Annotated in this window: 12 protein-coding genes; 7 read left to right on the top strand and 5 right to left on the bottom strand. The window is 45.0% G+C overall.

The genetic code is table 11. From position 1 onward, the window contains the following. Nucleotides 1-39 precede the first annotated feature (39 nt). The 5 genes from ACED48_RS02960 (at nt 40) to ACED48_RS02940 (ending at nt 5,703) form a co-directional block, all read left to right on the top strand. Entirely contained in the window at nt 40-735 is a 696-nt protein-coding gene (locus tag ACED48_RS02960) for a response regulator (RefSeq protein ID WP_017055238.1), read from the top strand. Between the two features lie 501 nt (nt 736-1,236). Beyond that, nucleotides 1,237-2,739, top strand: a complete 1,503-nt coding sequence (gene zwf, locus ACED48_RS02955) for a glucose-6-phosphate dehydrogenase (RefSeq protein ID WP_017055239.1) — start codon at nt 1,237-1,239, stop codon at nt 2,737-2,739. After that, nucleotides 2,736-3,452 carry a 6-phosphogluconolactonase gene (gene pgl / locus ACED48_RS02950; RefSeq protein ID WP_017055240.1) on the top strand — a complete coding sequence of 239 codons (717 nt, stop codon included), beginning with the start codon at nt 2,736-2,738 and terminating at the stop codon, nt 3,450-3,452. Before zwf ends, pgl begins: the two co-directional genes overlap by 4 nt. A gap of 28 nt (nt 3,453-3,480) precedes the next feature. Next, nucleotides 3,481-4,929, top strand: coding sequence for a decarboxylating NADP(+)-dependent phosphogluconate dehydrogenase (gene gnd, locus ACED48_RS02945; RefSeq protein ID WP_017055241.1), 1,449 nt, complete (start codon nt 3,481-3,483; stop codon nt 4,927-4,929). A gap of 360 nt (nt 4,930-5,289) precedes the next feature. Then, nucleotides 5,290-5,703 (top strand): VF530 family DNA-binding protein, encoded by a 414-nt coding sequence (locus ACED48_RS02940; protein ID WP_017055242.1) that lies wholly within the window; start codon nt 5,290-5,292, stop codon nt 5,701-5,703. 95 nt (nt 5,704-5,798) lie between these two features. Here ACED48_RS02940 and ACED48_RS02935 read toward each other — a convergent pair whose 3' ends face one another. From ACED48_RS02935 to ACED48_RS02915, 5 genes are all read right to left on the bottom strand, one after another. Then, nucleotides 5,799-5,990, bottom strand: a complete 192-nt coding sequence (locus ACED48_RS02935; protein WP_017055243.1) for a hypothetical protein — start codon at nt 5,988-5,990, stop codon at nt 5,799-5,801. A 221-nt stretch (nt 5,991-6,211) separates the two neighbouring features. Beyond that, nucleotides 6,212-6,970 carry a sulfite exporter TauE/SafE family protein gene (locus tag ACED48_RS02930; protein WP_017055244.1) on the bottom strand — a complete coding sequence of 253 codons (759 nt, stop codon included), beginning with the start codon at nt 6,968-6,970 and terminating at the stop codon, nt 6,212-6,214. Between the two features lie 191 nt (nt 6,971-7,161). After that, nucleotides 7,162-8,682 (bottom strand): tripartite tricarboxylate transporter permease, encoded by a 1,521-nt coding sequence (locus ACED48_RS02925; RefSeq protein ID WP_017055245.1) that lies wholly within the window; start codon nt 8,680-8,682, stop codon nt 7,162-7,164. Between the two features lie 10 nt (nt 8,683-8,692). Continuing rightward, the gene (locus ACED48_RS02920; protein ID WP_017055246.1) at nt 8,693-9,193 is read right to left on the bottom strand and encodes a tripartite tricarboxylate transporter TctB family protein; all 501 of its coding nucleotides are present in this window, start codon (nt 9,191-9,193) and stop codon (nt 8,693-8,695) included. 245 nt (nt 9,194-9,438) lie between these two features. After that, nucleotides 9,439-10,410, bottom strand: a complete 972-nt coding sequence (locus ACED48_RS02915; protein WP_017055247.1) for a tripartite tricarboxylate transporter substrate binding protein — start codon at nt 10,408-10,410, stop codon at nt 9,439-9,441. Between the two features lie 553 nt (nt 10,411-10,963). Here ACED48_RS02915 and ACED48_RS02910 point away from each other — a divergent pair. After that, nucleotides 10,964-11,683: a GntR family transcriptional regulator gene (locus tag ACED48_RS02910; RefSeq protein WP_029626809.1), complete on the top strand. Its 720-nt coding sequence runs from the start codon at nt 10,964-10,966 to the stop codon at nt 11,681-11,683. Between the two features lie 37 nt (nt 11,684-11,720). Then, nucleotides 11,721-12,617, top strand: coding sequence for a methylisocitrate lyase (prpB, locus tag ACED48_RS02905; RefSeq protein ID WP_017055249.1), 897 nt, complete (start codon nt 11,721-11,723; stop codon nt 12,615-12,617). The last annotated feature ends 17 nt before the right edge of the window (nt 12,618-12,634 follow it).

The following is a 12,634-nucleotide window of genomic DNA, read 5'->3' as shown; positions in this document are numbered from 1 at the left end:
CATCGTGACGGAAAAAGCATGGTTAAAGGAAGAACATAAATGAGCGCAATCACGAGAGTCATGGTCATTGAAGATGATATTGCGATTGCAGAGCTACACCATCGTTATTTAGAACAGATGGGTGGCTTTGATGTGGTGGGGATTGCGACCACGCAGTCTGAAGCCTTAATGCAATTGGATATCTTAAAGCCGGATTTGGTTTTGTTGGATGTGTATCTCCCTGATGGGTGTGGATTGGATATTCTGAATCACGTAAGAGGAAGCAATCAAGGTTGTGACGTTATCTTGATTACTGCTGCTCGGGATGTGGATACTCTGCAACAGGCAATGCGCGGTGGAGTGGTAGATTATTTGTTGAAACCTGTGATGTTTCCTCGCTTAGAAGCGGCGCTGAAAAAGTATCAATCGCGACAGCAAGAGTTTGAAAGTGTATCGGATTTGAACCAAGGCTTGGTTGATAAGATGCTGCAAGCCAATGCGAAAGCGGGCTCAGGAAAGGTATCAACCTTACCCAAAGGAATTGATGGCGTAACGTTGGATAAGATCAGAGCGCTTTTTCAGCAAGTAAGCGCGACCAACATCACGGCGGACGAAGCGGGTGAACGTATTGGTGCAAGCCGAACCACAGCCAGACGCTACTTAGAGTTTTTGATCACGACGGGTGAGTTGGTTGCCGACTTAAACTATGGCACCGTCGGTCGCCCTGAGAGGTGCTATAATAGAGCGAAACGATAGGGCAAAATTAGAAGGTAGTACTCTTTACTTAAAGTCTTCCCTTCTACTTAAAGCTCCTCCTGCTTAAAAGATTCTCGTTTGCTTGAAGGTAGCGCTTAATTTAAACGTAGAATGCGAAATCAGTTGAGTAAAGCGCTGTTTGCTTTCTTCGGATATCCCGCAGTTAACTCCACCGACCAGATACCATTCTTTATTAACTACAATGTTCGTGAACGAGGAATTATCGTCACAACGGGCTTTACGAACTCAATAATCGCTTATATTCCGGACAAAGTGAGCCAATATTTAATCGATTGCCTTCACAGTGGTTGATGTAAATCAAATAGTCATAGACAATACTGTCCCGAATAGAGGTGATAGCTTTCACCCTCGTTTACCAAACGCATTCTCAAGTGTAATAGGCACTTGCTATTGATGTAATAGTTAAGACCTATTATCTATTTTTGTATGTCGCTGATACCTTTGGCGAATACTAAAAACCTTGTTTTTATAGGAAAGATGATGGTAATACCTGAAAACAGCAGCATCGTTATTTTTGGTGCGTCGGGAGATCTAACTTATCGTAAGTTAATTCCTGCTTTATACCACCTGTATGCTAGCAATCAACTTCCTGAATCCTTTGCGATTCTTGGAGTGAGCCGTACTGAGTACAGCGACGAGTCTTACCGTGAGAAGCTGAAGAAGTCTCTTCAGGAAATGGAAAAAACTGAACCAGAGACGCTAAATGCATTCATTGAGCATTTGCATTACCAGGCGATCAACACTTCAGATGTAGACGACTACGCTCGTTTAGCACAACGTCTAGATAATCTTGAGCAAGACTACCAATTCGAAAACCATAACACACTGTTCTATTTGGCAACGCCGCCAAGTTTATATGGTGTGATCCCAGCAAACCTTGCTGCGCATGGCCTGAACGATGAGAAGAACGGCTGGCGTCGTCTTATCATTGAGAAGCCATTTGGTTACGACCTAGCATCTGCTCAGGCGTTGGATGAAGAGATCCATCATCACTTCCAAGAACACCAGATCTACCGTATCGACCATTACCTTGGTAAAGAAACGGTACAAAACCTTCTAGTGCTTCGTTTCTCAAACGCGATGTTTGAACCACTGTGGAATCGTAATTTCATTGATTACGTTGAAATCACGGGTGCTGAGTTCCTAGGCGTTGAAGAACGTGGCGGATACTACGACAGCTCTGGGGCTGTGCGCGACATGTTCCAAAACCATCTGCTACAAGTACTAGCAATGGTAGGCATGGAGCCGCCAGCTCAAATCAATGCGGATTCTATTCGTGACGAAGTGGTTAAAGTCCTTCAGTGTCTAAAACCACTAGAAGAAGATGATCTGCGTAAAGACTTGGTCCTAGGTCAATACACAGCATCAGACGTTCGCGGCCAGCAATTGTTAGGTTATCGTGAAGAACCAGGTGTTGCGGATGACTCTCGTACTGAAACTTATATCGGCTTGAAAGCTCACATCAATAACTGGCGTTGGAATGGTGTTCCTTTCTACGTACGTACTGGTAAACGTTTACCTACACGTGTAACTGAAATCGTGATTCACTTTAAGAACACACCACATCCAGTATTTGGCCAAGATGCACCAGAGAACAAACTGATTATCCGTATCCAACCGGATGAAGGTATCCAGATGAGCTTTGGCTTGAAAGAACCTGGTGCAGGCTTTAAGGCAAAAGAAGTCAAGATGAACTTCTCTTACTCTGACTTGCCTGAAACTCAAATGCTAACGGCTTATGAGCGTCTGCTTCTTGATGCGTTAAACGGTGACGCAACTCTGTTTGCACGTACTGATGCGGTAGAAGCATGTTGGAAATACGTTCAACCAATCTTAGACTTCAAACAAGATCCTCAAGCACTGTTTGGCTATGCTTGTGGTACTTGGGGCCCACAGGAGGCGGATGAGCTTCTGCAACGTGATGGCCGAGCATGGCGTTTCCCATGCAAAAACTTAACAGACACGGATTACTGCGAATTATGATCAATCACAAGATCTTTGCAACGCCAGAATTGGTCGTTGAAAACCTAGCAAACGAAATGAAAGCTTACAGTGAACAGGGCAGACCTGTTCATATTTCATTGTCGGGCGGCAGCACGCCAAAAATGCTCTTTAAGCTGTTAGCTCAAGCACCATACGCAGAAGGTATTCAATGGAATAACCTTCATTTTTGGTGGGGCGATGAACGTTGCGTGGCACCAGATGACGCTGAAAGCAACTTCGGTGAAGCGAATGCGTTACTGTTTTCGAACGTGAACCTTCCGGCAGAGAATATCCACCGCATCCGTGGTGAAGATGAGCCTAACGCTGAAGCCGAGCGCTTTGCTAAAGAAATGGCTGATGTGATTCCTTGTGAAAACGGCACGCCTATTTTCGATTGGATTCTGTTAGGTGTTGGTGCCGATGGCCACACAGCTTCGCTATTTCCGGGTGTAACTGATTACCAAGACGAGAGACTCTCTCTATTAGCTTCTCATCCTGAGTCCGGTCAAATCCGAGTTTCTAAAACGGCAAAAGTTTTAGAAGCAGCAAAACGAATCAGTTTCCTAGTACTGGGTGCAGGTAAAGTTGAGATCGTTAAAGAAATTCATACAACTCCTGCTTCAGAATTGCCTTATCCGGCAGCGAAAATCCAGTCTAAAGCTGGCGAAACAGAGTGGTTCCTAGATTCAAGTGCAGCAAGTGCTATCGCATAAGTGCGAATAGCCGCAAGGAGATAAAATAATGAAAGGTGATATCGGTGTAATTGGCCTAGCAGTAATGGGTCAGAACCTTATCCTAAACATGAACGACCACGGCTTCAAAGTTGTGGCTCATAACCGTACTGCTGCTAAAGTAGACGAGTTCCTAGAAGGCCCAGCTAAAGGTACTAACATTGTTGGTGCTTACTCTCTAGAAGAGCTAGTTGAGAAGCTAGAAGCGCCACGTAAAGTGATGCTTATGGTTCGTGCTGGTGACGTTGTAGATACGTTCATCGACAAGCTTGTACCACTTCTAGACAAAGGCGACATCATCATTGATGGCGGTAACACTAACTTCCCAGACACTAACCGTCGTGTTGCTGCTCTTCGTGAGAAAGGCATCCACTTCATCGGTACTGGCGTTTCTGGTGGTGAAGAAGGTGCTCGTTTCGGTCCTTCAATTATGCCAGGCGGCTCTCCTGAAGCTTGGGAAGCGGTTAAGCCTATCTTCCAAGGTATTTCCGCGAAAACTGACGCGGGTGAGCCTTGTTGTGATTGGGTTGGTAACGACGGTGCTGGTCACTTCGTTAAGATGGTTCACAATGGCATCGAATACGGTGACATGCAGCTTATCACTGAAGCATACCAGTTCATGAAAGACGGCCTAGGTATGAACCACGACGAAATGCAGGCTGTATTTGCTGACTGGAACAAAACTGAGCTAGACAGCTACCTAGTAGAAATCACTGCTGACATCCTTGGCTATAAAGATGAAGACGGTGAAGCGCTAGTTGAGAAGATCCTAGACACTGCTGGCCAAAAAGGCACAGGTAAATGGACAGGTATCAATGCACTAGACATGGGTATCCCACTGACTCTAATCACTGAGTCTGTATTCTCTCGTTGCCTGTCTGCACTTAAAGACCAACGTGTTGAAGCTGAGAAACTGTTCGGCAAGACGGTTGCTCCAGTTGAAGGTGACAAGCAAGAGTGGGTTGATGCAATTCGTCAGGCTCTACTGGCTTCTAAGATCATCTCTTACGCTCAAGGTTTCATGCTAATGCGTGAGGCGTCGAACGAAAACGGCTGGGATTTAAACTACGGTAACGTTGCACTTATGTGGCGTGGCGGTTGTATCATCCGTTCTGCATTCCTAGGCAACATTCGTGATGCTTACGAAGCGAACCCAGAGATCGCTTTCCTAGGTTCAGATGCCTACTTCAAAGGTATCCTAGACAACTGCATGAGCGCTTGGCGTAAAGTTGCAGCTAAGTCTATGGAATCTGGCATCCCAATGCCATGTATGACTTCTGCACTAACGTTCCTAGATGGCTACACTACAGCCCGTCTTCCTGCGAACCTTCTACAAGCTCAACGTGACTACTTCGGTGCTCACACTTACGAGCGTACTGACCGTCCACGTGGTGAATTCTTCCACACAAACTGGACTGGTACAGGCGGCGATACTGCTTCTACAACTTACGACGTATAATCGTTAGTTAGATTCAGTTAAGAACAATATTGTTCTTATCAGCGATACAGAGAAAACAAAAGGATGCTAATCGGCATCCTTTTTTGTTGCTTGAGCATTTTTGTTAATTTGAATGGTGAGGTTTCGGAACCGAAGAAGACACCCGAGATGCAGGGCCGTTGATGATACCCCGAATGTTAAATGACCAATTCGAAATTAATTTTAAAGATAAATAGGATAACGAGCATGCTTTATGCCATCATAAAGGCATAAATAAGGGCAATGGATGTAATGCCCAAGTGATTGAGCTAGAAATGGTCAGTGATGACGGTGTTCTAGAGTAAATTCAAGGCCTTTAGTTGCCTTGAAAAAGGTAATGTTATGACTGAAGAAGAAAGAATCGAACTGCAACAAAATAACCCATTGCACGGCTTAAAGCTTGAAACCATGATCACTGAATTAGTCGATCATTATGGTTGGGAAATTTTAGATGCGGCAATGCGCATGAACTGCTTTAACACTAAACCAACGGTAGCAAGTGCTGTTAAATATTTAAAGAAGACAGAATGGGCTCGTGAGAAGGTAGAAAACTTTTACCTGTACCGTTTTAAGCGTATGCCTAAAGCGTCTGATATCGAATATCAGATGCCACCACGTTCACGTACGTTCCGTCACGGTTTAGAACCTCGTGAACCAATGGAGTTGACGGTTGAGTCTATTCAAGCGTCACAAGCTAAAGCCGCGTCTGCTTTCAAAGAGCGCCGAGGTGGCAACGGTCGTAACTTTCGCCGTTAGAGCGGACGTCGCTAGTTCGACGACGTGATGAGCACAGAATATATTAGGAGCCTAAGTGCTCCTTTTTTATGAGTTAAATTTGAAACCGTTGAAGATTACCGATCGCGTCTCTTCTTTTTATTCTTGCAAAGATCGGCGATATAAACGATCGCACTGATAATCAAAAATAGTGCTGACACGGAAAACAGAGCTGGCATATTTAAGATCCATGCGAATGTTGCTGTGAGAAAAGCGACAAAGCAGATGAGGCGACTTGATGACATGACATGACCGAGTTTAATGTTCATAACGTCTCCTATGAAGTATCACGTACCACATAAGAATTATCCCATTCTCAGTAAAATAAAGGCTAAAAAGAGTCTAAATTATTCTCAAATTTGCTAATTGGCAGACTCTCTTCACATATTATTGCGTGGTTGTTTTATGAGCTATAAAGTAGTGAAAGATAAACTCAGATGTCATTTTTACCGGTGACCTCTGTTTAGTCTATGTAATGTTTGAACCCCAATTAACTTGAATAAAAGAAATATGCGGTGATTAAGAAACTCGCGATGATCACTGTGTTACGAACATATTGTTGTGGGATGCGGCGAGAGATTTTTGCTGAGTAATAGCCACCAACCAAGGTCCCCATCAAAACGGCCATGCCTGACGGCCAATCAATAGAGCCATTCACGATAAAAAACACGATTGCAGCAAGTGATGCAGAAGCGGATACAAGCAGTTTAATGCCATTCATGACGTTGATATTGGTATATCCCGCCAGCGCCAAGTAGCTCAATGTCACAATGCCCAAACCTGCATTAAAATAACCACCGTAGATACAAACAATCAAAAGCAATAAAGCGGAAAAGAATGCACCTGCGCTGGTGGCATGCTTATGTTTTGCTGTGGCTTGCTTTAACCATTTATTGAGCGTGCCGCCAAACGTGAATAGCAAAGCTGCAAACAGCAACAGCCAAGGAACGGATTGAGTGAACAGAGCTTCTGGTGTGTGAAGTAGCAAGAAAGCCCCGATACCACCGCCAATGACACATAAAGCAATGGTCAGTTTTAGCTGCTTGGTACCAGATTGAATTTCGTGGCGCAGAGCGTAGGCTCCGCTAATGTATCCGGCACACGAAGCAAAGGTATTGGTCGCGTTGGCTGCTATTGGTGGAACGCCAGCAAACAATAAAGCAGGGAAGGTGATAAAGCTGCCGCCACCCGCAATGGAGTTAAGCACACCGCCAATCACGCCTGACAAGAATAGAATCAACCAATCCATAGTTTAGAATCCAATACGTTAACTAATTGGTTACCTTACTTGAATTTGTTATGAATATCAGCGCCATGTGTGTTGTAAAGATAGGTTTGTGAGTTTGCTACCATCTTTAACCGCTGGTTCGAATTGAGGCTCTAAATGAAAAAAGGAGCCAATGGCTCCTTTCGTTGAGGTTTAGTTGATTCGGTAAAGCTTTACACTTCTACTGGTTTTGTTCTAAAGCTCTTGAACAGCTTAACTAGAATCGGACTAGCAAGAACCAATACAGCCAAGATAGTGAATGTCATGGTGATAGGACGCTCCCAAAGGAAGCTTAGCTCACCATCGCTGATCATCAGTGCGCGTCTTAAGTTTTCTTCCATCAAACCACCTAAGATAAAGCCAAGTAGTAATGGCGCCAGTGGGAAGTTGGCTAGCCTCAACGCTATCGCTGCCATCGCCACAATTAGCATCACAAACACATCCATCGTGTTGAATGACACCAAGTACACACCAGTGATTGAAAAGAAGATAATCATTGGCAGTAGAACCGTTCTAGGTACCGCTAGCAGTTTAGAAATATAAGGGATTAAAGGCAGGTTCAGAATAACCAATACAATGTTGCCAAAGTACATAGAGATAATCACCGACCAGAATACGTCTGGGTGTTCAACGAACAGGCGAGGGCCCGGTTGGATGCCGTAAGCGATCAATGCACCTAGCATGATTGCAGTGGTACCAGATCCCGGAATACCTAGCGTCAGTAGTGGAACGAATGAGCCACTTGAAGCTGCGTTGTTTGCTGATTCAGGAGCAACAAGACCACGGATACTGCCTTTACCGAACTCTTTCTGCTTGTCTTTTGGCGCTAGACTACGCTCCATGCCGTAGCTTAAGAAAGCTGCGATAGTCGCGCCTGCGCCCGGTAGAACACCGGTAAAGAAACCGAGAATAGAAGAGCGGATCGAAACTGGCGCTACTTCTTTGAACTCTTCTTTGGTGACCTTCATGCTACCAATATCGGCCATCTTTTGGCTTTCTTCTGCGCTGGTGTCTTGTTCTGGTTTTAGAATACCCATCAAGGTTTCACCCAGTGCAAATGTTGCCATCGCTAATAATAGGAAGCTGAAGCCATCCATCAGATCCGTTAGGCCAAAAGTGAAACGTTCAACGCCAACGCCTTTGTCGATACCAACAGTTGATAGCATTAAACCAAGAATGGTCATCATCCACGCTTTGATTACCTGACCTGGGCCTGCAAACGCCGCTACAGCGGATAAGCCTAATAGCATCAATGCAAAGTAGTCTGAAGATTGGAAGCTCAATGACACGCTTGCTAGAGCCGGTGCGGCAATCAAAAGCATGATTGCTGAAAGCGTACCGCCTGTGAAAGAAGAGTAAGCTGCGAGTGCAAGAGCTTTACCCGCTTGGCCTTTTTGAGCCATCGGGTAGCCGTCAAACGCGGTTACTACCGTTGAAGAACAACCCGGAGCATTAATTAAGATTGATGATGTTGAACCACCAAATACCGCACCGTAGTAAACACCGGCCATCAAAATAAGACCAGAAGATGGGTCTAGGCCGTAAGTGATAGGGATCATCAGAGCAATGGCTGAGATTGGACCTAACCCCGGAAGCATCCCGATGAAGGTACCTACGAAACAGCCCACGATTACCATCATGATGTTCATTGGCATCACAGCGGTAGAAAGTCCTTGTAAAATTCCGTCTAACATAATGTTATCCCTACCAAAGAGTGAAGATTAAACCAGGCTCTAGGTAGATATCTAAGCCTTGAGTTAAAAGAAGAAAGAACGCGATAACGAAAGGAAACGACGCGCCAAACAAGATAGATTTACGACGCTCGCCCAATAGGTAGAAGCCCGCTAATAAGAAGAAGCTTGTAGCTAAAACAAAGCCAAGATACGTTAATCCAACACCGTACAGTGCCATTAACACCAAGAAGCCAATCAGCAGTTTCCAGTTCAGCGGCGTTGTTTCACATTTGACTTTCTTGTTTGGTTCTCCAGTGACAAGCAAAATCAACGATAACCCGATACCGATGAAAGCCAGCAGGGTAGGCAGTGTTCTCGCGGTAAAGGGTTCATATTCATCACCGGGAAACAGCGGAATCAGGGTGGTTTGATAGCCGTAGCACAAGCACGCCAGCATAAAGATCAAAGCTCCGAGACGATCGCCTGAAAGCAAAGATTCCTTACTGAAAAATTTGGTTGGTAAGTCCGACATATCCAACTCCATTTGGGTGGTGTAGAAAAGTAAAAAAGCCGTACATGAGCGAGTCAATGAAATGTCTGGGATCACTAACCAAAGGTAAGCGAATTACGGTACTGGTTTATCAGCCACTTGCGTTTACAACGAATCGGCAAGCGTTAGTAATACGTCTACGAATAAACAAAGGAGTTTGAAGTTAACTCATGTACGGCGAAACAAGGAAAGAGTAAGAGGGCACATAGACCCTCTCTGGTTGTTGGTTACTTCAAGAAACCAAGCTCACGCATTAGATCGCCCATCTGTTTTTCTTGGTCTTCTAGGAAGGCGTAGAAATCTTTATCTGCTTTGTAGTTGTCGATCCAACCGTTACGGTCACGAACCACTTGCCACTCATCGGTTTTGTACATTTTGCCAAGAGCTTCGTTCCACTCGTCGATTTTCGCTTGGCTTGTACCCGGTGCCGCGAAGAAACCACGCCAGTTAGCAAATACTGTCTCGTTGCCGTACTCAGTCAGTGTTGGGATGTTAGGCGCAGCGTCAAGACGCTTTGGAGCCGTCACAGCAAGCACTTTTACTTGGCCAGATTTAGACATCTCTAGCACTTCACCAAGGCCCGTTGAAAGAAGCTGTGTTTCGCCAGAAAGCAGTGCCGCCATCGCTTTACCACCAGCATCGTAGGCAATATAACGCACTTTCTTCGCATCAAAACCTTCGCCTTTGAACGCTGCAGCAACCACAAGGTGGTCCATGCTGCCACGAGCTGAACCGCCAGCAATTTTTACTTTACGAGGGTTTGTTTCGAATTCTTTTACTACGTCTTCCCACGTGTTGTACTTAGAATCTGCAGACGCAACGATTGCGCCGTAATCGGCAATGGTTGCAGCTACAGGAGTTAGGTCACGGAAAGATTGTGGGAAGATCCCCGTTAGTGAACGAACAACGATAGGCGTTGAGTTCACCATTAGCGTGTCTTCTTGGCGTTGAGCCGTTTCGATTAGGTGAGCAATCGCTTTACCGCCACCACCACCAGAAAGGTTTTGGAAAGAGACATTTTCTACGATGTCTGATTTCACCAATACATCACCGGTACCACGAGCTGTCATATCCCAACCGCCACCAGCGCCGCCAGGGATTAGGAAGTGGATTTTTTCTACGTCAGCAGCAAAAGTGTTGAAAGAAAAGGTTGCTGCGATGATAGAAGCCGCAAGAGTAGGTTTCAGTGCCTTGAACATGGTTCACGTTCCTTATGTAGGGGATCTCTTCAATGGAGAGAAACTTATGTTTTATATATAGCTGCTAAACAAACGGGTAGGACATTGCTTAGCAGGTAAGGTTAAAGTTAACGATGTGTTAATGAATTGTCTGTAATGCGGCGATATTGAGGATAAAAAACATTGGGTGAATAAAGTTCATAAAGTTCACGACGGGGAGCTAATGTCTTTATTCGTTGAGAGACATAAGGCTTATCGTTGAACTCGATGACAGGTATAGGTTAAGTGGTGTCTGGCAACTTGGCTTAGCTAGTTGTCGACACATCGATTCCAAATGATTTTAGGGTAGATAAGGGTTTAGTGACTCTTACTCTGATTAAGTCGATAAATAACATATGATTGAGTTGTTTTTGGTGTCCTTTTGGATAAGTTTTTATCGTCTATAAAAGATACTACCTTAGTCTAAATTGTCGACAATTAGCTTGATTGTCGACAATTTAATCGTGTATTTTATGTTCATGTTATGGAATTGTTGACAATTAAGGTTCAGCAATCAGAAGTGAGCAGCGTGAATATGAATACTGCGATAAAAGATCTCAGCTTAAATGCAAACACGAAGACACGTGTGAACGATAAAGAGAACACTAAATCAGAAAACCTCACTGAGTATCTTGTTGAGGCGATTGTTAACGGTGAATTACCACCGGGCAGTAAGATCTCGGAGCCTGAACTGGCTAAACGCTTTGAAGTAAGTCGAGGTCCATTACGTGAAGCGATAATGCGTGTGGAGGGGCTAGGGCTTATTGAACGAATTCCTCATGTCGGCGCACGAGTTATTACTTTTTCGGCAGAAAAACTGCTAGAGCTTTACGCGGTGCGAGAGGCTTTGGAAGGCATGGCTGCTCGACTCGCAGCGAGACATATCACACAAGAAGAACTGATCGGCCTTGAAGGCTTATTGTCGACACACTCTCAGCATATCGATGAAGTAGAAGGTTCTTCTTATTTCCACCAACACGGCGATTTTGACTTCCATTATCGAATCATTAAAGCCAGCCGCAACAGCAAACTCATTTCTCTACTGTGTGATGAGCTTTATCACTTATTACGCATGTATCGCTACCAATCGCCTAGAGCGCAGTCTCGACCAAAAGAGGCGCTTGATGAACATAAATATATCCTACAAGCCATCCGTAACCGTGATGAAGAGCTAGCAGAAATGCTGATGCGACGACATATATCAGGTAGTCGAATGCTTATCGAACAACAAATTCAATCCAAACATATGGATTAATAGGCTTACAAATAAACAATTAACAGGGAGCGTCATTATGAAGTTATCAGCGGGAGCAAAGTTCCGACAAGCTGTGCAAGACAACGACCCATTGCAGATCGTCGGCACGGTGAATCCGTATTGCGCGATGATGGCAAAGAACTTGGGGCATCAGGCGATCTATTTGTCTGGTGGAGGCATCGCCAATGCGTCTTACGGTTTGCCTGATTTGGGTATCACCACATTGAACGATGTGTTGGTCGATGTTGAACGTATTACTAACGCATGTGATCTGCCATTGATGGTGGATATCGATACGGGTTTTGGTGGCGCATTTAATATTGCACGTACCGTTCGAGCTATGGAAAAAGCGGGCGCAGCTGCGATTCACATGGAAGACCAAGTGGCTCAGAAACGCTGTGGTCATCGACCAAATAAAGCGATTGTGAGCCCACAAGAGATGGTTGACAGAGTAAAAGCCGCAACCGATGCGAGAACCGATGAGAGCTTTGTGATCATGGCTCGTACCGATGCACTGGCCGTGGAAGGCATAGACAGAGCGATTGAACGCGCGATTGCGTGTGTTGAAGCGGGTGCGGACATGATTTTCCCTGAAGCGATGAACCAACTCGACCAATACGTGAAGCTCTCGGCGGCGCTGAAATCAGCAACGGGTAAGCACGTGCCTATTCTTGCGAACATCACTGAATTTGGCCAAACACCACTCTACAACTGTAAAGAACTGGCGCAATCGAGTGTCGACATGGTGCTTTATCCACTCAGTGCATTCCGTGCGATGAACAAAGCGGCGGAGAATGTTTATAAACACTTGTTAGTTGAAGGCAATCAAGAAGCACTGCTGGATTCAATGCAAACCCGTAAAGAGCTTTACGAACATCTGAATTACCACGACTACGAGAACAAGCTCGATCAGTTGTTTTCAAGCGAAGAATAAACCGGTTTCAATTAATC

The organism is Vibrio sp. 5S239 (assembly GCF_041439575.1).
Lineage (GTDB): Bacteria > Pseudomonadota > Gammaproteobacteria > Enterobacterales > Vibrionaceae > Vibrio > Vibrio kanaloae.
This window is presented reverse-complemented; position numbering and strand designations above follow the sequence as displayed.

Excerpts from the sequence above, each read along its gene's own strand:
- ACED48_RS02960 (WP_017055238.1), top strand. The coding sequence starts at position 40 with ATGAGCGCAATCACGAGAGTCATGGTCATTGAAGATGATATTGCGATT.
- zwf (WP_017055239.1), top strand. The coding sequence starts at position 1,237 with ATGGTAATACCTGAAAACAGCAGCATCGTTATTTTTGGTGCGTCGGGA.
- pgl (WP_017055240.1), top strand. The coding sequence starts at position 2,736 with ATGATCAATCACAAGATCTTTGCAACGCCAGAATTGGTCGTTGAAAAC.
- gnd (WP_017055241.1), top strand. The coding sequence starts at position 3,481 with ATGAAAGGTGATATCGGTGTAATTGGCCTAGCAGTAATGGGTCAGAAC.
- ACED48_RS02940 (WP_017055242.1), top strand. The coding sequence starts at position 5,290 with ATGACTGAAGAAGAAAGAATCGAACTGCAACAAAATAACCCATTGCAC.
- ACED48_RS02935 (WP_017055243.1), bottom strand. The coding sequence starts at position 5,990 with ATGAACATTAAACTCGGTCATGTCATGTCATCAAGTCGCCTCATCTGC.
- ACED48_RS02930 (WP_017055244.1), bottom strand. The coding sequence starts at position 6,970 with ATGGATTGGTTGATTCTATTCTTGTCAGGCGTGATTGGCGGTGTGCTT.
- ACED48_RS02925 (WP_017055245.1), bottom strand. The coding sequence starts at position 8,682 with ATGTTAGACGGAATTTTACAAGGACTTTCTACCGCTGTGATGCCAATG.
- ACED48_RS02920 (WP_017055246.1), bottom strand. The coding sequence starts at position 9,193 with ATGTCGGACTTACCAACCAAATTTTTCAGTAAGGAATCTTTGCTTTCA.
- ACED48_RS02915 (WP_017055247.1), bottom strand. The coding sequence starts at position 10,410 with ATGTTCAAGGCACTGAAACCTACTCTTGCGGCTTCTATCATCGCAGCA.
- ACED48_RS02910 (WP_029626809.1), top strand. The coding sequence starts at position 10,964 with ATGAATACTGCGATAAAAGATCTCAGCTTAAATGCAAACACGAAGACA.
- prpB (WP_017055249.1), top strand. The coding sequence starts at position 11,721 with ATGAAGTTATCAGCGGGAGCAAAGTTCCGACAAGCTGTGCAAGACAAC.